Source organism: Pseudomonas mohnii, assembly GCF_900105115.1.
GTDB classification, from domain to species: Bacteria; Pseudomonadota; Gammaproteobacteria; order Pseudomonadales; family Pseudomonadaceae; genus Aquipseudomonas; species Aquipseudomonas mohnii.
On the sequence record NZ_FNRV01000001.1, the window covers coordinates 4323817 to 4343368 of the forward strand.

18 protein-coding genes are annotated in these 19552 nt (G+C 58.3%); 13 read left to right on the forward strand and 5 right to left on the reverse strand.

The window, feature by feature from the left end; genetic code table 11:
* Nucleotides 1–73 precede the first annotated feature (73 nt).
* Complete coding sequence (locus BLV61_RS20085; protein WP_090467101.1) at nucleotides 74–1768, reverse strand: lactate permease LctP family transporter; 1695 nt, start codon at nucleotides 1766–1768, stop codon at nucleotides 74–76.
* Nucleotides 1769–2032: 264 nt separating this feature from the next.
* On the opposite strand from BLV61_RS20085, the gene BLV61_RS20090 reads away from it, so the two are divergent.
* A complete protein-coding gene (locus tag BLV61_RS20090) occupies nucleotides 2033–2800 on the forward strand; it encodes an FCD domain-containing protein (protein ID WP_047537454.1) in 768 nt (255 codons plus the stop codon).
* Nucleotides 2801–2872: 72 nt separating this feature from the next.
* Here BLV61_RS20090 and smpB read toward each other — a convergent pair whose 3' ends face one another.
* Nucleotides 2873–3355: an SsrA-binding protein SmpB gene (smpB, locus tag BLV61_RS20095; protein ID WP_047537457.1), complete on the reverse strand. Its 483-nt coding sequence runs from the start codon at nucleotides 3353–3355 to the stop codon at nucleotides 2873–2875.
* Between the two features lie 118 nt (nucleotides 3356–3473).
* Here smpB and BLV61_RS20100 point away from each other — a divergent pair, with 118 nt between their 5' ends.
* Genes BLV61_RS20100 through BLV61_RS20110 form a run of 3 tightly spaced genes read left to right on the forward strand, consistent with a single transcriptional unit; the run spans nucleotide 3474 to nucleotide 5626 of the window.
* Nucleotides 3474–4877 (forward strand): sodium-dependent transporter, encoded by a 1404-nt coding sequence (locus BLV61_RS20100; protein ID WP_047537460.1) that lies wholly within the window; start codon nucleotides 3474–3476, stop codon nucleotides 4875–4877.
* 7 nt (nucleotides 4878–4884) lie between these two features.
* Nucleotides 4885–5319, forward strand: coding sequence for a type II toxin-antitoxin system RatA family toxin (locus BLV61_RS20105; protein WP_047537463.1), 435 nt, complete (start codon nucleotides 4885–4887; stop codon nucleotides 5317–5319).
* Nucleotides 5312–5626: an RnfH family protein gene (locus tag BLV61_RS20110; protein ID WP_047537466.1), complete on the forward strand. Its 315-nt coding sequence runs from the start codon at nucleotides 5312–5314 to the stop codon at nucleotides 5624–5626. The genes BLV61_RS20105 and BLV61_RS20110 overlap by 8 nt, the downstream gene beginning before the upstream one ends.
* A gap of 59 nt (nucleotides 5627–5685) precedes the next feature.
* Here BLV61_RS20110 and BLV61_RS20115 read toward each other — a convergent pair whose 3' ends face one another.
* Nucleotides 5686–6213, reverse strand: coding sequence for an outer membrane protein assembly factor BamE (locus BLV61_RS20115; RefSeq protein WP_047537469.1), 528 nt, complete (start codon nucleotides 6211–6213; stop codon nucleotides 5686–5688).
* Nucleotides 6214–6310: 97 nt separating this feature from the next.
* On the opposite strand from BLV61_RS20115, the gene fur reads away from it, so the two are divergent.
* Nucleotides 6311–6715 (forward strand): ferric iron uptake transcriptional regulator, encoded by a 405-nt coding sequence (gene fur / locus BLV61_RS20120; protein WP_026013299.1) that lies wholly within the window; start codon nucleotides 6311–6313, stop codon nucleotides 6713–6715.
* Between the two features lie 75 nt (nucleotides 6716–6790).
* Here fur and recN read toward each other — a convergent pair whose 3' ends face one another.
* Nucleotides 6791–8464 carry a DNA repair protein RecN gene (gene recN / locus BLV61_RS20125; protein WP_047537472.1) on the reverse strand — a complete coding sequence of 558 codons (1674 nt, stop codon included), beginning with the start codon at nucleotides 8462–8464 and terminating at the stop codon, nucleotides 6791–6793.
* Between the two features lie 240 nt (nucleotides 8465–8704).
* On the opposite strand from recN, the gene grpE reads away from it, so the two are divergent.
* The 8 genes from grpE (at nucleotide 8705) to BLV61_RS20170 (ending at nucleotide 19183) form a co-directional block, all read left to right on the forward strand.
* Nucleotides 8705–9271, forward strand: a complete 567-nt coding sequence (gene grpE, locus BLV61_RS20135) for a nucleotide exchange factor GrpE (protein ID WP_047537475.1) — start codon at nucleotides 8705–8707, stop codon at nucleotides 9269–9271.
* A 102-nt stretch (nucleotides 9272–9373) separates the two neighbouring features.
* A complete protein-coding gene (dnaK, locus tag BLV61_RS20140; RefSeq protein ID WP_047537478.1) occupies nucleotides 9374–11290 on the forward strand; it encodes a molecular chaperone DnaK in 1917 nt (638 codons plus the stop codon).
* Between the two features lie 298 nt (nucleotides 11291–11588).
* Nucleotides 11589–12713 (forward strand): molecular chaperone DnaJ, encoded by a 1125-nt coding sequence (gene dnaJ, locus BLV61_RS20145; protein ID WP_047537481.1) that lies wholly within the window; start codon nucleotides 11589–11591, stop codon nucleotides 12711–12713.
* A gap of 9 nt (nucleotides 12714–12722) precedes the next feature.
* Complete coding sequence (gene dapB, locus BLV61_RS20150; protein ID WP_047537484.1) at nucleotides 12723–13529, forward strand: 4-hydroxy-tetrahydrodipicolinate reductase; 807 nt, start codon at nucleotides 12723–12725, stop codon at nucleotides 13527–13529.
* A 259-nt stretch (nucleotides 13530–13788) separates the two neighbouring features.
* Nucleotides 13789–14925 (forward strand): glutamine-hydrolyzing carbamoyl-phosphate synthase small subunit, encoded by a 1137-nt coding sequence (gene carA / locus BLV61_RS20155; protein WP_090467103.1) that lies wholly within the window; start codon nucleotides 13789–13791, stop codon nucleotides 14923–14925.
* Between the two features lie 118 nt (nucleotides 14926–15043).
* Entirely contained in the window at nucleotides 15044–18265 is a 3222-nt protein-coding gene (gene carB, locus BLV61_RS20160; RefSeq protein ID WP_047537489.1) for a carbamoyl-phosphate synthase large subunit, read from the forward strand.
* Between the two features lie 2 nt (nucleotides 18266–18267).
* Nucleotides 18268–18744 carry a transcription elongation factor GreA gene (gene greA / locus BLV61_RS20165; protein WP_047539307.1) on the forward strand — a complete coding sequence of 159 codons (477 nt, stop codon included), beginning with the start codon at nucleotides 18268–18270 and terminating at the stop codon, nucleotides 18742–18744.
* Nucleotides 18745–18778: 34 nt separating this feature from the next.
* Complete coding sequence (locus tag BLV61_RS20170) at nucleotides 18779–19183, forward strand: hypothetical protein (RefSeq protein WP_047537492.1); 405 nt, start codon at nucleotides 18779–18781, stop codon at nucleotides 19181–19183.
* A gap of 9 nt (nucleotides 19184–19192) precedes the next feature.
* Here BLV61_RS20170 and BLV61_RS20175 read toward each other — a convergent pair whose 3' ends face one another.
* Nucleotides 19193–19501 (reverse strand): YhbY family RNA-binding protein, encoded by a 309-nt coding sequence (locus BLV61_RS20175; protein WP_007942889.1) that lies wholly within the window; start codon nucleotides 19499–19501, stop codon nucleotides 19193–19195.
* Between the last annotated feature and the right edge of the window lie 51 nt (nucleotides 19502–19552).

Consider the following 19552-nt stretch of genomic DNA (forward strand, 5'->3'; position numbering starts at 1 on the left):
ACAGACCGGGTGGTGAATAGCTGACGCCGGAATCGTGGTCCGGCGTCGGTTTTTTCCATGCCGCTTGTGGCGTTTAGTGCACCAGCATGCCAGTGAACCAGTAGGCCTGGGCCAACGTGATCAGGCCGACGATCGTTGCAAAGAATAGGCTGTGCTTGAGGGTGAAGCGGAACAGGTCCGATTCTTTGCCCACCAGGCCCGTCGCGGCGCAGGCCACGGCGATCGATTGTGGCGAGATCATCTTGCCGGTCACGCCGCCGCTGGTGTTCGCCGCCACCAACAGGGTGTCGTTAACGCCGATCTGGTGCGCGGTGGTCGCCTGCAACGAGCTGAACAGGGCGTTGGACGAAGTGTCGGAACCGGTCAGGAACACACCGAGCCAGCCGAGGAATGGCGAGAAGAACGGGAACGCGGCGCCAGTGGCTGCCAATACCAGGGCCATGGTCGAGGACATGCCCGAGTAGTTGGTGACGAAGGCGAACGCCAGCACCATGCCGATGGACAGGATCGGCCAGCGCAGTTCGTAGAAGGTCTCTTTCAAAGTGGTCAGACCAGTTTTGATGTTGATCTTCAGAATCAGCATCGAGATCAACGCCGAGAAGAAAATCGCCGTGCCGGTCGCAGAAATCGGGTCAAGCTTGAACACCGCCGGAATAGCCGTCGGCGCTGCGACGATCGGTGCAACCTTGATCACCATCTGATCCAGGTGCGGAATGGCGAAGTTGAACACCCAGCTGTACATCGAGCCGCCGGCGGCGAACATGGCCTTGAACGGTTTCAGGGTCCAGATGGTGACCAGCACGGTCAGGATCAGGAACGGCGACCAGGCTTTGAAGATTTCACCCAGGCTGTAAGGCGAAGCGACGGTGGTGCGCTTCTGGCCAAAGCCGCCGGCGCTGGCGGTGACCACGGACGCCGAGACGGCGCCGGCGATGTGTTGGCCGGCGGCGCGTTTCGGCTGCCAGACCTTCAGGAACAGCGTCAGGGAAATCAGGCTGGCCAGGGCCGAGGTGATGTCCGGCAGTTCCGGGCCAATGAAGTTCGAGGTGAAGAACTGGGTGACGGCAAAGCTCAAGCCCGCCACCAGTGCTGCCGGCCAGGTCTCACGGACACCCCGCAGGCCGTCCATCATGAACACCAGCCAGAACGGTACGAACAGCGACAGCAGCGGCAGTTGACGACCGGCCATGGCGCCGATCTTGAACGCATCGATACCGGTCACTTGCCCGGCAACAATGATCGGAATGCCCAGGGCGCCAAACGCCACCGGGGCGGTGTTGGCGATCAGGCACAGGCCTGCGGCGTACAGTGGATTGAAGCCCAGCCCGACCAGCAGCGCGGCGGTAATCGCGACCGGCGCGCCGAAACCGGCTGCACCTTCCAGGAAGGCGCCGAAGCAGAAGCCGATCAACAGCACTTGCAGGCGCTGGTCGTCGGTAATCGACAGCACGGAGCTGCGAATGATTTCGAACTGCCCGCTCTTGACCGTCAGTTTGTAGAGGAACACGGCGGCCACGATGATCCAGGCAATTGGCCACAGACCGTAGGCGAAGCCGTATCCGGCGGCGGCGAATGCCATGTCGATCGGCATCTGGAAGGCAAAGATTGCCACCAGAATCGACAAGGCCAGGGTGATGCTGCCGGCCACGTGCCCTTTGAGGCGGAACACGGCCAGGGCCAGGAAGAAAAATACGATAGGGATAACGGCCGCGAGGGCGGACAAGCCGAGGCTGCCGAGCGGGCTGTAGAGCTGTTGCCAGGTTTGCATATGGGGTGGCCCCTAATTGTTGTTGGTCAGGCACTGATCAGCGTTCTTGGTTAATTGGTAATACCAATTTACAATCGCTGTTGGCTAGGGTAAAAGCCTTGGAGGCGGTGTGTCAATTTGCCGCTCTAAAATTCTTGTCGAATGCCTGCGCGTTCGGGTCGTCTGATCTGCTTACGCAATGGCTGTCTGGCAGGTGTCGGCGCTGCGCCGATAGGCCAGAATAGAGCCGCCGGCGAATCGTCGGGACCGTGGAGAAATTGAGTTATGGGGTTTGATCAGATTCGTCAGCGCCGTTTGTCTGACGATATTGTCGAGCGGCTTGAGGGCATGATTCTCGAGGGCACGCTGAAGGCAGGCGAGCGCTTGCCGGCCGAGCGCGTATTGGCCGAGCAGTTCGGTGTGTCTCGCCCTTCATTGCGTGAAGCCATACAAAAGCTGGCTGCCAAGGGGTTGTTGGTCAGTCGTCAGGGTGGCGGCAACTACGTCGTGGAGTCCCTGGGCACAACCTTCAGCGATCCATTGCTGCACCTGCTGGAGAGCAATCCTGAAGCGCAGCGCGATCTATTGGAGTTTCGCCATACCCTTGAAGCGTCCTGTGCCTATTACGCTGCGTTACGCGCTACGGATGTTGATCGTGAGCGGCTGACGGCGGCGTTTAACGAGTTGCAGGACTGCTATTCACGTCACGATGAAGTGAGTCGGGCGGAAGAGGGCGCGGCGGACGCGAAGTTTCACCTGGCGATCGCTGAGGCCAGTCATAACGCCGTGTTGTTGCACACCATTCGTGGGTTGTTTGATTTGCTCAAGCGCAACGTGGTGACCAACATTGGCGGCATGTACAAGCAGCGTACCGAAACCCGGGACATGCTGATCACACAGCATCGCGAGTTGTACCTGGCGATTGTCGAAGGTCGTGCGGAACAGGCACGCGAAGTTTCCAGCCGACACATCCTGTATGTGCAGGAAGTGCTGGAGGAAGTGCGTCAGGAAGTGCAGCGCATGGCTCGGGCGGAGCGGCGCAAGGGGATGTAGCTGTCGTCATGAGATTCAATGTGGCGAGGGAGCAAGCTCCCTCGCCACAAAAGCAGTGACCAGGCTGGAAAATTACTCTTCCTTGCCCTTGTTGCGCACCGCACGCTGCAACTCGCGGCCGGCATCGCGCTCGCGCTCGGTATCACGCTTGTCGTATTCCTTCTTGCCCTTGCCCAGAGCGATCTCGCACTTGACCATGTGCTTGCTCCAGTACCAGGACAGACACACGCAGGCGTAACCCTTTTGCTGCACGGCGGCGGACAGCTTGTCCAGCTCGCGCCGGTTGAGCAGCAGCTTGCGGGTGCGAGTCGGGTCAGCGATGACGTGGGTGCTGGCGGTCATCAGAGGCGTAATGTGACTGCCGAGCAGCCAGGCTTCGCCATCCTTGAGCAGCACGTAACTGTCGACCAGTTGCAGCTTGCTCGCCCGCAGACTTTTTACTTCCCAGCCGGCCAGGACCAGACCAGCCTCGAACCGATGTTCGATGAAGTAATCGTGTCGCGCCTTTTTATTTTGCGCGATGGTCCCTGTTGGGTGTTTCTTCTGTTTAGCCATAGGGGCGGCATTATAGGGAGTTGCACGCGAGTCGGCTACGGTGTTGCTGCGTGCTTGAGCAGGTTGATTGAATCCCGGACAATGCGCGCTCATTTTTGAACGCTTGGTCGTAATAACGATGTCGACAGACAAGGTTTCTGTCCACGGCAGTTGGGCTAGCCGCTGGGTCTTCATACTCGCTGCGACCGGTTCGGCCGTGGGCCTGGGTAGTATCTGGAAATTTCCGTACATGGTTGGCGTCTATGGCGGCGGCGCCTTCGTGCTGATGTTCCTGGCCTGTATTGCGTTGATCGGGGTGCCAGTCATGCTGGCTGAAACCCTGATTGGTCGGCGTGCCCGGCAGAGTCCGGCCAACGCGCTGAAGGCGCTGGCGCGCGAAGCGGGGCATTCGGGCAAGTGGTCCTGGGGGGCCTTTGCCGGGATGATCACGGCTTTGCTGATCCTGTCCTTCTATAGCGTCGTTGGTGGTTGGTCGCTGGATTACATCATCGATATGGGGCGTGGCGACTTCCAGGGTGTGACGCCGGATCAGGTGGGCGCTTACTTCGGCAATGTGATCGCTGATCCATGGCGGCTGACACTTTGGCACACGATTTTCATGCTGTTATCTGCCGTGGTGATCGCCAAAGGCGTGGTGGCGGGGCTTGAGCGCAGTCTGCGGATCATGATGCCGTTGCTGTTCGTCATGATCCTTGTACTGCTGGGGTACAGCATGACCACCGGGCATTTCATGGAGGGCGTGCATTTCATGTTCGACTTCCACCCGGAAAAAGTCCTCGATGGTTTGTTGCCAGCCATGGGGCATGCGTTCTTTTCCCTGAGCGTGGGCGTCGGCTCGATCATGATCTACGGCGCCTATATGCCGAAGAACTCGTCGATTACGCGCACTGTGGTTGGCGTGGCGCTGCTCGATACCCTGGTTTCTCTCGTGGCCGGCATGGCGCTTTTTCCGATTGTGTTCGCCGCAGGCCTGAATCCGAGCGAAGGCCCTGGCCTGATGTTTGTCAGCTTGCCATTTGCCTTTGGTAACGTAGTCTTCGGCCAATTGATGGGCGTCGTGTTCTTCGTGCTGGTAGCCATTGCGGCATGGAGTTCGGCTATTTCGCTGCTCGAGCCGATGGTGGCTTACCTGGTTGAGCGGACAAAAGTCAGCCGCGCCTGGGTTACTTTCTGGCTGGCGTTCAGTTGCTGGTTTGTCGGTCTCGGCACGGTGTTTTCTTTCAATATCTGGAAGCAAGCGAAGTTTTTCGTGAACGAAGGCGGTTTTTTCCACCTCTACCAGTGGGGAGCCGCGGGCGGTCTGGATTTCTTCGGCGTGATCGATTTCTTCACCTCGCGGATCATGTTGCCACTCGGTGGTTTGTGTTTCGTGGTGTTCGCAGGCTGGGTGATGGGGCGGGAGGCGGTGCGCGACGAATTGGCGACCCGCAACCCTGCGATTTTTGCCCTGTCCTTGTTCTTGATGCGCTATGTGGCGCCCATCGGCATTCTCGTAGTGTTTGCCGCACAGCTGTGGAAATAACGCTGACATGACGACACACATTTCACGTTCGGCCCTGCTGCCCTATCCGGCGCAAGCGCTGTATGACCTGGTTAACGACGTAGCACGGTATCCGGAATTCCTGCCGTGGTGCTCGACAGCGGAAGTGCTGGATGCCTCCACCGAGCATATGCGTGCGAGTGTTGGGGTGGCCAAGGGGGGGCTGAGCCAGCATTTTGTGACGCGTAACACCCTGGTTCCCGGTCAGTCGATTGAAATGAACCTTGAAGAGGGGCCGTTCACTCAGTTGCATGGTGTGTGGGTGTTCAAGCCGCTGGGTGAGAAGGCCTGCAAGATCAGCCTGGATCTGTCGTTCGACTATGCGGGGCCGATTGTTCGCGCGACCCTGGGGCCGTTGTTCAATCAGGCGGCCAACACACTGGTAGATGCATTCTGTCAGCGGGCCAAGCAAATGTATGGTTGAGGCATTGAAAGAAGTCGAAGTGGCGTATGCCGCGGTTGATCGTCAAGTGCTTCTGTCAGTGGCGGTGCCGGCAGGAACGACTGTTCGTGCGGCACTGGTGGCATCCGGTATTGGAATGGTATTTCCGGACCTTGACTTGGCCGAGTGCCCGGTGGGGATCTTTGGAAAGGTGATCACCAATCCCGACACTCGTGCGGTTCAGTCAGGGGATCGCATCGAGATTTATCGGCCATTGCTCGCCGATCCGAAAGAGGTTCGACGGCTGCGTGCGGCCAAGGCGGCCGAGGCCAGATCGCGGAATCAGTAACTCGTATGAAACCAGGCAATAAAAAACCCGGCATGCCGGGTTTTTTATTGTGTTGCAAATTATTGTGGCGAGGTGTCCAGCGGTTGTGGCGTCGGGACTGGCACGGTTTCTACACCGTCGACGTCTTTCTGGATCTGATCGAGCAGCGAGCCTGGTTTGACCGGTTTTTCCGGTTTTGGCTTCTCGGCGTTCTCTGCTGGAGCGGTCACTGTCGTGGCGCTGTCCTTGCCGAGAATTGCCTCGTCGCGACTCACGCCTGGCATGAAATCACCAGAGAGGCTGACAAGCTGATCATTAGGGTTGAAGATGACGCTAATGCGTTCTTGTTGGCGTTCACCGCCACCCGGTTGCAGGCTGTACAGATAATCCCAGCGATCGGCATGGAACGTGTCGGTCAGCAGAGGGTTGCCCATGATAAACCTTACTTGCTTACGGGTCATTCCCGGGCGCAACTGGTCTATCATGTCCTGCGTGACGACATTGCCCTGCTGGATGTCGATTTTGTAAACCCCGGGGAATGAACAACCGGCGAGTGCGAGCAGTCCCACAAAGGTGAAACTGGTTAGCAAGAGCTTGGTGTTTTGCATCGGTGGGCGACTTCCACTATCTTGGCTGGGACAACGTAAACGCCGATCATACCCGCATTAAGAGAAGCTGCGAAGCAGCATCGCGAGAAAGCTGACCATGGTTGAAAATAGCGAACTACGCAAAGCCGGCCTCAAAGTGACCCTTCCACGGGTCAAAATTCTGCAAATGCTCGATTCCGCCGAGCAGCGTCATATGAGTGCCGAGGATGTGTACAAGGCATTGATGGAGGCTGGCGAGGACGTCGGTCTGGCCACGGTTTACCGTGTACTGACTCAGTTCGAGGCAGCTGGCCTTGTGGTGCGGCATAACTTCGACGGAGGCCACGCGGTCTTCGAACTGGACGACGGTAAGCACCACGACCATATGGTCAACGTCGAGACCAGCGAAGTGATCGAATTCTTCGACGAAGAAATCGAGCGCCTGCAGAAAGCCATCGTCGAGAAATATGGTTTCGAAATGGTTGATCACAATCTTGTGCTGTATGTGCGCAAGAAAAAGTAAGCATGTCGCGCGAATCTGAGATTCGTGAAACGAACGAAGGCGACCCCAGGGTCGCCTTCGTGCTTTCGGCCGAACTTAAATCTTCGCGGTGACGACCATTTTCCTGGCGTGAGCCAGGGATTCCTTGGTCAGGTCGATGCCTCCCAGCATCCGTGCGACTTCTTCGACACGATCATTTTTGCTCAGTCTGGAGACGGCAGTGTGGGTGGCGTCGTCGCCGCGCACTTTGTGCACAAATAGATGTTGATGACCTTGTGCGGCTACTTGTGGCAAGTGAGTAACGGTCAGAACCTGCCCTCGTTCCCCCAGGCGACGTAGTAGCTGGCCGACGATTTCGGCTGTTGGGCCGCCGATGCCCACGTCCACTTCGTCGAATACAAGGGTCGGTACACGGGAAGTTTGTGCGGTGATCACCTGAATGGCCAAGCTGATACGCGACAGCTCGCCGCCTGAAGCGACCTTCGCCAAGGCTTTCAGTGGCTGACCGGGGTTGGCGCTCACCAGCAGTTCTACCTGTTCCAGGCCGTTGGGCAAAAGCTCATCACTGCTGTTAGGGCGTAGCTCGATAGTGAAGCGTCCACCGGGCATGCCCAGTCGCTGAATTTCCTGCTCCACGGCACTGGCCAGGCTGCTCGAGGCCTGGTGGCGCAGCTCGCTGAGCTCCCGGGCTCTTTCCTGGTAGTGACGCGCATAGGCGGCCAACTCATCGCTCAGTCGCTCGATGGATTCGTCGTTGGCATTCAGGGTTTCAATCTCATCCAGCAGCTTCTGTTGCATCTCGGCGACTTCGGTCGGCTGGATGCGATGTTTGCGCGCCAGGGTATAGATCGAATCAAGCCGCTCCTCGAGATATTGAAGGCGTGATGGGTCGGCATCGAAATTGTCGAGGAAGCGGTTCAGTTCGCCCACGGCTTCTTCAACCTGGATTTGCGCGCTGGTCAGCAGGCTGCTGGCTTCGCCCAGGGCGCCGATCGAGTTGTTCACGCTCGACAAGCGGTTGAGGCTCGCGGTCAACGCGTTCAGGACATTGCCCGAGTCACTCTCGCTGCATTGCTCGACGACTTGCCGGCAGATGCCCAGCAAGGTTTCGGCGTTAGTCAGGTTCTTGTGTTCCTGTTCCAGCTGCTCCAGCTCATTGTCGCCCAGGCCCAGGTTTTCAAGCTCTTCGAGTTGATAGCTGAGCAATTGATGGCGGGCTCGCTGCTCGTCGCCTGAGTTGGAGAGACGCTCCAGTTCCTGGCGGGTCTGGCGCCAGCGTTGGGCAGCCAGTTGAACCTGGCGGGCGAGGTCCGTTGCACCGGCGTATTCGTCGAGCAGGCGGCGGTGAGTGTCGGTCTTGAGCAGGGATTGGTGTTCGTGCTGGCTGTGGATGTCGATCAGCAGCTCACCCAAAGCCTTGAGATCGCCCAAGGGGCATGGTGTGCCATTGATGTAGCCGCGCGAACGACCTTCGGCGGTGATTACCCGGCGCAGGATGCACGGGCCGTCATTTTCCAGGTCGCGCTCGGCGAGCCAGGTGCGGGCTTCGGGAATGTCATACAGATCGAAGGTGGCGAGGATATCGGCCTTGTCGGCGCCGGGGCGGACCACGCCACTGTCGGCGCGATCGCCCAGGGTCAGGCCCAGCGCGTCGAGCATGATCGACTTGCCGGCGCCGGTTTCCCCTGTGATCACGCTCATCCCGCGATCGAGTTCGAGATCGAGATGTTCAACGATGGCGTAGTTATGTACTGACAGGTGCACCAGCATAAAGGCCGCTCCCAGGCGTTAGGTCTGGTTATTTATACAGTGTTTTGTTTCGGGCTGACAATGCCCCCCATTAGCTCGATTTGCTTAATCCGACGAAATCCTTAGTGCGCCCCGGAATGATAATGCAGGTGTTTTTGTAGGGTTAATGCAAGGAGACCCCTTGAAGCTGGATTTTGCGGCCCCATATAGCTGGGCAGAAGCGTGAGTTGAGCTCACGGACGATATTGAAAGGAGAATTCTATGGCTGACGAACAGGCAGTGGATACGCAAAATCTGGACGCCGATCAGGCCTCCCAAGCCTCGGGTGATGATTTGGCAGCTCGTGTAAAAGTGCTCGAAGAACAGCTGGCAGGTGCGCAGGATCAGGCTTTGCGTGTGGCCGCCGATCTGCAGAACGTCCGCCGTCGCGCCGAGCAGGATGTAGAAAAAGCTCACAAATTCGCGCTGGAAAAATTCGCCGGCGATCTGCTGCCGATCATCGACAGCTTGGAGCGTGGTCTGGAGTTGTCCAGCCCGGATGATGAAAGCATCCGTCCGATGCGCGAAGGCATCGAGCTCACACTGAAAATGTTCCAGGACACCCTGAAGCGTTATCAGCTGGAAGCGATCGATCCGCACGGCGAACCGTTCAATGCCGTTCTTCATCAGGCAATGGCAATGCAGGAAAGCGCCGACCTCGAGCCGAACAGCGTGCTCAAGGTGTTCCAGAAGGGCTATCAGCTCAACGGACGCCTGCTGCGCCCGGCGATGGTCGTGGTCAGCAAGGCTCCGGCACCTGTTTCGCCTTCGATTGACGAGCAGGCTTGAAATTAGCCGCAAGGCCCCCATTTAGAAGTCAAGCGTTTAATTACTACCGCAGTTATCCATCACTGCTGCGGCAACCAAATCCAAAGTTTCGGGAGAGTGAACATGGGCAAAATCATCGGTATCGACCTGGGGACTACTAACTCCTGCGTCTCCGTACTTGAAAACGGCGTAGCCAAAGTTATCGAAAACGCCGAAGGCGCGCGTACCACGCCGTCGATCATCGCTTACGCCAACGATGGCGAGATCCTGGTTGGCCAGTCGGCCAAGCGTCAGGCAGTGACCAACCCGCACAACACCCTGTACGCGGTGAAGCGTCTGATCGGTCGCAAGTTCGACGAAGAAGTCGTACAGAAAGACATCAAGATGGTCCCTTACAAAATCGCCAAGGCTGACAACGGCGACGCTTGGGTTGAGGTGAACGGCCAGAAGATGGCTCCGCCACAAATCTCGGCTGAAATTCTGAAGAAGATGAAGAAAACCGCCGAAGACTACCTCGGCGAGCCAGTGACTGAAGCGGTGATCACCGTTCCGGCCTACTTCAACGACAGCCAGCGTCAAGCCACCAAAGACGCCGGCCGCATTGCTGGTCTGGACGTAAAACGTATCATCAACGAACCAACCGCAGCTGCGCTGGCTTACGGCATGGACAAGGCCAAGGGCGACCACACCGTGATCGTTTACGACCTGGGTGGCGGTACTTTCGACGTTTCCGTAATCGAAATCGCTGAAGTCGATGGCGAGCACCAGTTCGAAGTGTTGGCCACCAACGGTGATACGTTCCTGGGTGGTGAAGACTTTGACATCCGTCTGATCGACTACCTCGTCGACGAATTCAAGAAAGAAAGCGGCATGAACCTCAAGGGTGACCCGCTGGCGATGCAGCGCCTGAAAGAAGCGGCTGAAAAAGCCAAGATCGAGCTGTCTTCCGCTCAGTCGACCGACGTGAACCTGCCGTACATCACTGCAGACGCCACCGGTCCTAAGCACTTGAACGTGAAAATCTCGCGCGCCAAGCTGGAAGCGCTGGTTGAAGACCTGGTTCAACGCACCATCGAACCTTGCCGCATCGCTCTGAAAGACTCCGGTATCGACGTTGGCGCAATCAACGACGTGATCCTGGTGGGCGGTCAGACCCGTATGCCACTGGTACAGAAGCTGGTGACCGAGTTCTTCGGTAAAGAAGCTCGTAAAGATGTTAACCCGGACGAAGCGGTTGCCATGGGTGCTGCTATCCAGGGCGCGGTACTGGCCGGTGACGTGAAAGACGTCCTGCTGCTCGACGTTAGCCCGCTGACCCTGGGTATCGAAACCATGGGTGGCGTGATGACTGCGCTGATCGAGAAAAACACCACGATTCCTACCAAGAAATCGCAAGTGTTCTCGACGGCCGACGACAACCAGGGCGCCGTGACCATTCACGTGCTGCAAGGTGAGCGTAAGCAAGCGGCGCAGAACAAGTCCCTGGGCAAGTTCGACCTGGCCGAGATTCCGCCAGCACCACGTGGTGTGCCACAAATCGAAGTGACCTTCGACATCGACGCCAACGGCATCCTGCACGTAGGCGCCAAAGACAAGGCTACCGGCAAGACTCAGTCGATCGTGATCAAGGCCAACTCCGGTCTGTCCGATGAAGAGATCGAACGCATGGTGCGTGATGCCGAGGCCAACGCCGAGGAAGATCGCAAGTTCGAAGAGCTGGCCGCTGCCCGTAACCAGGGTGATGCACTGGTTCACTCGACTCGCAAAATGGTTGCCGATGCTGGCGACAAGGTGAGCGCTGAAGAGAAGGCTGCGATCGAGGCCGCTGTCGTTGCTTTGGAAGCCGCTGTCAAGGGTGATGACAAGGCTGCGATCGAAGCCAAGGTTGAAGAGCTGTCCAAGGTCTCCGCGCCAGTGGCTCAGAAGATGTACGCCGATCAGGCTCAACCCGCTGAAGGCGCTGCACAGCACGCTGAATCGGCTGAAAAAGCTGATGACGTCGTCGACGCTGAGTTCGAAGAAGTCAAAGACCACAAGTAAGTTGTTGGTCGGCCGGTTGGCTGCCTTGGGGCGGTGACTGGTAGGATGTCGCCGCGCGGGAGCTTGCTCCCGCGTTGGCGTGTCTGGAGCAAGCGAATTTTTACAGCATGCGACAACGTTCGAGTGCTGATGGTATGGCCGGGAATGCTCCTGCTTTCCGAGCCGCAAGTACCGCATCGAATCAAAGACCAGGATCGTTGAATTGACGTGAGTTGGGTCCGGGCCTGTATTGGGGCTCAACGAGTTTGGCGAGGCTCAGGAGAGGTTTGTCGAACGTCCTCAAGAGTGCAAAAGACTTATGGCAAAGCGTGACTATTACGAAGTATTGGGTGTTGAACGAGGCTCAAGCGAGGCAGACCTGAAAAAGGCCTACCGCCGCCTGGCGATGAAGCACCACCCGGACCGTAATCCCGATGACAAAGCGTCGGAAGAGAAATTCAAAGAGGCCAACGAGGCCTACGAAGTTCTGTCCGATTCCAGCAAGCGTGCGGCCTACGATCAGTATGGTCATGCGGGTGTTGACCCGAGCATGGGTGGCGGTGGTGCCGGTTTTGGCGGTCAGAACTTCTCCGATATCTTTGGTGATGTCTTCAGTGACTTCTTCGGTGGCGGTCGCGGTGGTTCCCGTGGCGGCGCTCAGCGCGGCAGTGACCTGCGGTACACGCTGGAGCTGGACCTGGAAGAAGCGGTGCGCGGCACGACGGTGAATATCCGCGTGCCAACATTGGTCAACTGCAAACCGTGCGATGGCTCGGGCGCCAAGAAAGGCTCCTCTCCGGTGACTTGCCCGACCTGTGGCGGTATCGGTCAGGTGCGCATGCAGCAAGGTTTCTTCTCGGTGCAGCAGACCTGCCCGCGGTGCCATGGCCAGGGCAAGATCATTTCCGATCCGTGTGACTCCTGCCACGGCGAAGGTCGCGTCGAAGAGTACAAGACCCTGTCGGTGAAAGTGCCTGCCGGTGTTGATACCGGTGACCGCATTCGTCTGTCTGGCGAAGGCGAGGCGGGCGCGCAGGGCGGTCCGACCGGCGACCTGTATGTCGTGATCAATGTGCGCGAACACGCGATCTTCCAGCGTGATGGCAAGCATCTGTTCTGCGAAGTACCGATCAGCTTCGTCGATGCGGCGTTGGGTGGTGAGCTGGAGATTCCGACCCTCGATGGTCGGGTCAAGCTGAAAATTCCTGAAGGAACTCAGACCGGCAAGCAATTCCGTGTTCGTGGCAAGGGCGTTGCGCCTGTACGTGGCGGCGGTGCGGGTGACTTGATGTGCCGCGTGGCGGTCGAGACCCCGGTTAACCTGAGCCGTCGTCAGCGTGAATTGCTCGAGGAGTTCCGTAGCTCGCTGGCGGATGACAACAGTCACTCGCCGAAAACCACTGGCTGGTTCGAAGGCGTGAAGCGCTTCTTCGGCGATCTGTAAGGAGTTGTCATGCGACGTATAGCTGTGATGGGCGCTGCCGGGCGCATGGGCAAGATTCTGGTCGAGGCGGTGCAGCAGCGCGCGCCGCTCACTGGTCTGACGGCGGCTATCGTTCGCCCCGGCAGTACGCTGATTGGCGTGGATGCCGGTGAGCTGGCTTCGCTGGGGCGTATCGGCGTGCCGTTGTCCGGTAACCTGGATGCGGTAGCGGATGAGTTCGACGTATTGATCGACTTCACCCTGCCGGAAGTCATGCTGAAAAACCTGGCGTTCTGCCGCAAGGCGGGTAAAGCCATGGTGATCGGCACGACGGGGCTTGACGCTGCGCAAAAGCAGTTGCTGGCCGAGGCCGGTAAAGACATCCCGATTGTGTTCGCTGCGAACTTCAGCGTGGGTGTGAACCTGTCGCTGAAGTTGCTTGATATGGCGGCTCGCGTATTGGGCGATGAGGCGGATATCGAAATCATCGAGGCTCACCACCGGCACAAAATCGACGCGCCTTCAGGCACGGCGTTGCGCATGGGTGAGGTCATTGCCAGTGCTCTTGATCGCGACTTGCAGAAGGTTGCCGTCTATGGTCGCGAGGGTCACACCGGTGCGCGCGAGCGCGAGACCATCGGTTTTGCCACTGTTCGTGGTGGTGACGTGGTGGGTGATCATACCGTGCTGTTTGCCTGTGAAGGAGAGCGCCTGGAGATCACTCACAAGGCTTCCAGTCGCATGACCTTCGCCAAGGGTGCGGTACGTGCTGCATTGTGGCTGGAGGGGCGTGAGCCTGGTCTTTACGACATGCAAGACGTGCTCGATCTGCGTTAAAATGCTGTTTAAACCGGGCTTGAGTCATGTGCTTGAGTCCGGTTTTACACCGCCAAGCGACGTCCTGTCGCATTCTCTGGCCTTTCGGGCTCATTGGCGGTAGACCAAAAATGCCTTTTTCTGTAAGCTACAGCTTTAGTGTGTCCACTAAAAGCGCGCAGAATAATTCAGTGAAGAAGCGGGGTGACGTGTCCATACGTCACTCCGCTTTTTTACAACCTGCGATCGCCCTTTCAGGCTTTATTTACGGGAGGTCTTCTTGACTAAGCCAGCCATACTCGCCCTTGCTGATGGCAGCATTTTTCGCGGCGAAGCCATTGGAGCCGACGGTCAAACCGTTGGTGAGGTGGTGTTCAACACCGCAATGACCGGCTATCAGGAAATCCTTACCGATCCTTCCTACGCCCAACAGATCGTTACCCTGACTTACCCGCACATCGGCAACACCGGCACCACGCCGGAAGACGCCGAGTCCAACCGCGTTTGGTCCGCTGGCCTGGTCATCCGTGACCTGCCACTGGTTGCGAGCAACTGGCGTAGCACCATGCCTCTGTCCGACTACCTGAAAGCCAGCAACGTTGTGGCAATCGCCGGTATCGACACCCGTCGCCTGACTCGCATCCTGCGTGAAAAAGGCGCACAGAACGGCTGCATCATGGCCGGTGACAACATTTCCGAAGAGGCCGCCATCGCCGCCGCCCGGGGCTTCCCAGGCCTCAAAGGCATGGACCTGGCGAAAGTCGTCAGCACCACAGAGAATTACGAGTGGCGTTCGACTGTCTGGGACCTGAAAACCGACAGCCATGCCACCATCGAAGCCTCCGAGCTGCCGTATCACGTGGTCGCCTACGACTACGGCGTCAAGTTGAACATCCTGCGCATGTTGGTCGAGCGCGGCTGCCGAGTCACCGTGGTGCCGGCCCAAACGCCAGCGGCTGACGTGCTCGCTCTGAAGCCGGACGGCGTATTCCTGTCCAACGGCCCTGGCGATCCGGAGCCTTGCGACTATGCGATCCAGGCGATCAAGGATGTGCTGGAAACCGAGATTCCGGTATTCGGCATCTGCCTTGGTCACCAGTTGCTGGCCCTGGCCTCTGGCGCCAAGACCCTGAAAATGGGTCATGGCCACCACGGTGCCAACCACCCGGTCCAGGATCTGGACACGGGCGTGGTAATGATCACCAGCCAGAACCACGGTTTTGCCGTAGACGAAGCCACCCTGCCGGCCAACGTTCGTGCGACTCACAAATCGCTGTTCGACGGCACCCTGCAAGGGATCGAGCGTACCGACAAGAGCGCCTTCAGCTTCCAGGGTCACCCTGAAGCCAGCCCTGGCCCGAACGACGTAGCGCCTTTGTTTGATCGCTTCATCAACGAGATGGCCAAGCGACGCTGATCGCTCGCCCTGATGTTGCAAAGCTTGAGGGTGGTCCCGATACCGGCGGCCCCCTCAAGTCTTCAGAGATTGAACAAGACGGCTTGCCGACTGACCTGCGGATTTGAGTGACAAACCCATGCCAAAACGTACAGACATTAAAAGCATCCTGATTCTCGGCGCTGGCCCGATCGTGATCGGCCAGGCCTGCGAATTCGACTACTCCGGCGCCCAGGCCTGCAAGGCCCTGCGCGAAGAGGGTTACCGCGTCATCCTGGTGAACTCCAACCCGGCCACCATCATGACCGACCCGGCCATGGCTGACGCTACCTACATCGAACCGATCAAGTGGCAGACCGTTGCCAAGATCATCGAGAAAGAGCGTCCGGACGCGCTGCTGCCTACCATGGGCGGCCAGACCGCCCTGAACTGCGCCCTGGACCTGGAGCGCGAAGGCGTTCTGGAGAAGTTCGGCGTAGAGATGATCGGTGCCAACGCCGATACCATCGACAAGGCTGAAGACCGTTCGCGTTTCGACAAGGCGATGAAGTCCATCGGTCTGGCGTGCCCGCGCTCCGGTATCGCTCACAGCATGGAAGAGGCCAATGCGGTCCTCGAGAAGCTTGGCTTCCCGTGCATCATCCGTCCGTCCTTCACCATGGGCGGCACCGGCGGCGGTATCGCTTACAACCGTGAAGAGTTCGAAGAAATCTGCGCCCGTGGTCTGGACCTGTCGCCGACCAAAGAGCTGCTGATCGACGAATCCCTGATCGGCTGGAAAGAATACGAAATGGAGGTTGTCCGCGATAAGAAGGACAACTGCATCATCGTCTGCTCCATCGAAAACTTCGACCCGATGGGCGTGCACACCGGTGACTCGATCACCGTGGCGCCTGCACAGACCCTGACCGACAAGGAATACCAGATCCTGCGTAACGCCTCCCTGGCGGTGCTGCGCGAGATCGGCGTGGAAACCGGCGGTTCCAACGTCCAGTTCGGCATCTGCCCGAACACTGGCCGCATGGTCGTCATCGAAATGAACCCGCGCGTATCCCGTTCCTCGGCCCTGGCGTCGAAAGCCACCGGTTTCCCGATCGCCAAGGTCGCAGCCAAACTGGCCGTGGGTTACACCCTGGATGAGCTGTCGAACGACATCACTGGCGGTAAAACTCCAGCATCCTTCGAGCCGTCCATCGACTACGTCGTGACCAAGCTGCCACGTTTCGCCTTCGAGAAGTTCTCCAAGGCAGACGCCCGCCTGACCACGCAAATGAAGTCGGTCGGTGAAGTCATGGCCATCGGCCGTACCTTCCAGGAATCCCTGCAGAAAGCCCTGCGCGGCCTGGAAGTCGGCGTTTGCGGTCTGGATGAGAAGGTTGACCTGAGCAATCCTGAAAGCATGAGCGTCCTCAAGCGCGAGCTGACCGTGCCGGGCGCCGAGCGTATCTGGTACGTGGCGGACGCCATGCGCGCCGGCATGAGCGTTGAAGATATCTTCGGCATGACCATGATCGATCCATGGTTCCTGGTGCAGATGGAAGATCTGATCAAGGACGAAGAGAAGGTCAAGACCCTGGGTCTGACCAGCATCGATCGCGACCTGATGTTCCGCCTCAAACGCAAAGGTTTTTCCGACATGCGCCTGGCCAAGCTGCTGGGTGTGACCGAGAAGGCCCTGCGTGCTCACCGTCACAAGCTGGAGATCTTCCCGGTCTACAAGCGCGTCGACACCTGCGCCGCCGAGTTCGCCACCGATACCGCTTACCTGTATTCGACGTACGAAGAAGAGTGCGAAGCCGCCCCATCGGGTCGCGACAAGATCATGATCCTGGGTGGTGGCCCGAACCGTATCGGCCAGGGCATCGAGTTCGACTACTGCTGCGTACACGCGGCGCTGGCTCTGCGCGATGACGGGTACGAGACCATCATGGTCAACTGCAACCCGGAAACCGTTTCTACCGACTACGACACTTCCGATCGCCTGTACTTCGAACCGGTAACCCTGGAAGACGTGCTGGAAATCGTCCGCGTCGAGAAGCCGAAAGGCGTGATCGTTCAGTACGGCGGCCAGACCCCGCTTAAACTGGCGCGCGCCCTGGAAGCTGCTGGCGTGCCGATCATCGGCACCAGCCCTGACGCCATCGACCGAGCCGAAGACCGTGAGCGCTTCCAGCAAATGGTCCAGCGCCTGAACCTGCGTCAGCCGCCTAACGCTACCGTGCGCAGCGAAGACGAAGCGATCCGTGCAGCTGCCAAGATCGGCTACCCGCTGGTGGTGCGCCCGTCCTACGTACTGGGCGGTCGTGCGATGGAAATCGTTTACGAAGAAGAAGAACTCAAGCGCTACCTGCGTGAAGCGGTTCAAGTGTCCAACGACAGCCCGGTGCTGCTGGACCACTTCCTCAACTGCGCCATCGAAATGGACGTGGATGCGGTCTGCGACGGCAAAGACGTAGTAATCGGCGCAATCATGCAGCACATCGAGCAGGCTGGTGTTCACTCCGGTGACTCCGCGTGCTCGCTGCCACCGTACTCGCTGCCTGCGCATATCCAGGACGAGATGCGCGAACAGGTCAAGAAAATGGCCCTGGAGCTGGGTGTGGTCGGCCTGATGAACGTACAGTTGGCGCTGCAGGGCGACGACATCTACGTGATTGAAGTCAACCCGCGTGCTTCGCGTACCGTTCCTTTCGTATCCAAGTGCATCGGTGTTTCCCTGGCAATGATCGCAGCCCGCGTCATGGCCGGTAAAACCCTGAAGGAAATCGGTTTCACCAAGGAAATCATTCCTAACTTCTACAGCGTGAAAGAGGCGGTGTTCCCATTCGCCAAATTCCCTGGCGTTGACCCGATTCTCGGCCCTGAGATGAAGTCCACCGGTGAAGTGATGGGCGTGGGCGACACCTTCGGCGAAGCGTTTGCCAAAGCCCAGATGGGTGCAAGCGAAGTGCTGCCGACCGGCGGTACTGCGTTTATCAGTGTGCGTGACGACGACAAGCCGCTGGTTGCAGGCGTGGCCCGTGATCTGATCAACTTGGGCTTCGAAGTGGTTGCTACTGCCGGTACTGCCAAGCTGATCGAAGCCGCAGGCCTGAAAGTGCGCCGCGTGAACAAGGTGACCGAGGGGCGTCCGCACGTGGTCGACATGATCAAGAATGACGAAGTCACCTTGATCATCAACACCACCGAAGGTCGTCAATCGATCGCTGACTCCTATTCCATTCGTCGCAACGCCCTGCAGCACAAGATCTACTGCACCACGACCATTGCTGCTGGCGAAGCGATCTGCGAAGCGCTTAAGTTCGGTCCCGAGAAGACCGTACGTCGCTTGCAGGATCTACACGCAGGATTGAAGGCATGAGCATAACGAAGTACCCAATGACCGTTCAGGGCGCTCGCGCCCTGGAAGAAGAACATGCTCACCTGACCAAGGTCGTTCGTCCGAAGCTCAGCCAGGACATCGGTACGGCCCGTGAGTTGGGTGACTTGAAGGAAAACGCCGAATACCACGCTGCTCGCGAGCAGCAGGGTATGGTTGAGGCAAGGATCCGTGACATCGAAGGCCGCATGCAAAACGCAGTGGTGATTGATGTCACGACCATTGCTCACACCGGCAAGGTGATTTTTGGCACGACTGTGGAGATTGCTAACGTCGAGACCGATGAAAGCGTGACCTACCAGATCGTTGGTGAGGACGAGGCAGACATCAAACTCGGCAAGATCTCCGTTGGTTCGCCTATTGCCCGCGCCTTGATTGCCAAGGAAGAGGGTGACGTGGTGGCGGTCAAAACGCCGAGCGGCGTTATCGAGTACGAGATTGTCGAAGTTCGCCACATCTGAAACTAAAAGCAGGCGCCTGCTTCGTGCGGGCGCGATGCTTTGGCAGCTGACTCAGATGTTATGGGTTGGCGGCCTGTGGTTATTGCATATCGGCCTGCTGCCGGTGCTGGGGTTGATTGGCCTGGCACCGCTGCTGATTGACGAAATAGCAGGCATGCTGAATGCACTGATGGTGGGGTTTGCCACAGTGTGTCTGGTTTTACAGGCTTTGGTGCTGATTCAGGCCGTGGGCCTTGCCAGTCTATGGCGCGATATTCGTGGCCAGTTGTTGCTGGTGGGGTTGTGTGCCTGCGCGATGTACTTCGCCGTGCGTGTCGGGTGGCCCGATGCGGTGCGTTGGCAGGTGTTCAGCTATCTTGTTTTGGGCTTTTCCGGACTGGTGCTGGTCATGCAGCCGGTGCCTGGATGGAGTGGCAGGGTGCGCGAAGCACACCCTTGACCCTTGCCATCACTTGAAGCGATGGACGTTCGACAGCTGTTTGTTGACGCTGAAGTTCTTGCGGTAAATCAGTGCCATCTTGCCGATGACCTGAACCAGGTCCGCCTTGCCGACCTTGCACAATTCTGCAATGGAGGCCAGGCGCGATTCGCGATCGAGGATGTTGAGCTTGATTTTGATCAGCTCGTGATCCGCCAAAGCGCGTTCAAGTTCGGCTAACACACCTTCAGTCAAACCGTTGTCAGCCACAATCAAAACTGGTTTCAGATGGTGGCCAATGGATTTGTACTGTTTCTTCTGCTCTTGAGTGAGCGGCATAATCTGACCCTTTCGTCTGGATTCTGTAAAATGGCGGCCATTTTACCCGAG